Origin of the sequence: Pseudomonas sp. SIMBA_041 (genome assembly GCF_046535095.1) — a bacterium.
Taxonomy (GTDB): Bacteria; Pseudomonadota; Gammaproteobacteria; order Pseudomonadales; family Pseudomonadaceae; genus Aquipseudomonas; species Aquipseudomonas mucoides.
In genome coordinates, this window is record NZ_JAWRXJ010000338.1 from 1 (window position 1) to 270 (window position 270).

The 270-nt window shown below is 61.5% G+C and carries 1 protein-coding gene; it reads right to left on the reverse strand.

Annotation, left to right across the window (positions count from 1 at the left end):
- The coding region (locus tag SB725_RS31390; protein ID WP_410923320.1) for a hypothetical protein at positions 1–243 on the reverse strand (243 nt) is incomplete at its 3' end.
- Positions 244–270 lie beyond the last annotated feature (27 nt).

Sequence of the window (270 nt, forward strand, 5' to 3'; positions counted from 1 at the left end):
GTACAGCAGACCATTGAGCATGCCCGGTTCGGTGTCTTCCGGATAATCCTTGATGTCGAGCATCGCCGCGAACCGCGTTGCCGTCGGCATGCGAATCTCGATTTTCTCGGCACCCACAAAGAGTCTCGAAACTGGCAGCGCCTCGCGGATCGCGCCAGCTGGCACGGGCACAGGTTCCCAGACGCCATTGACCAGATAGCCGAGCAGTTCCAACGCTGACGAATAGCGGAACGAAGCGGCCACGGCGGGACTCGGCCGGCGATAGACACC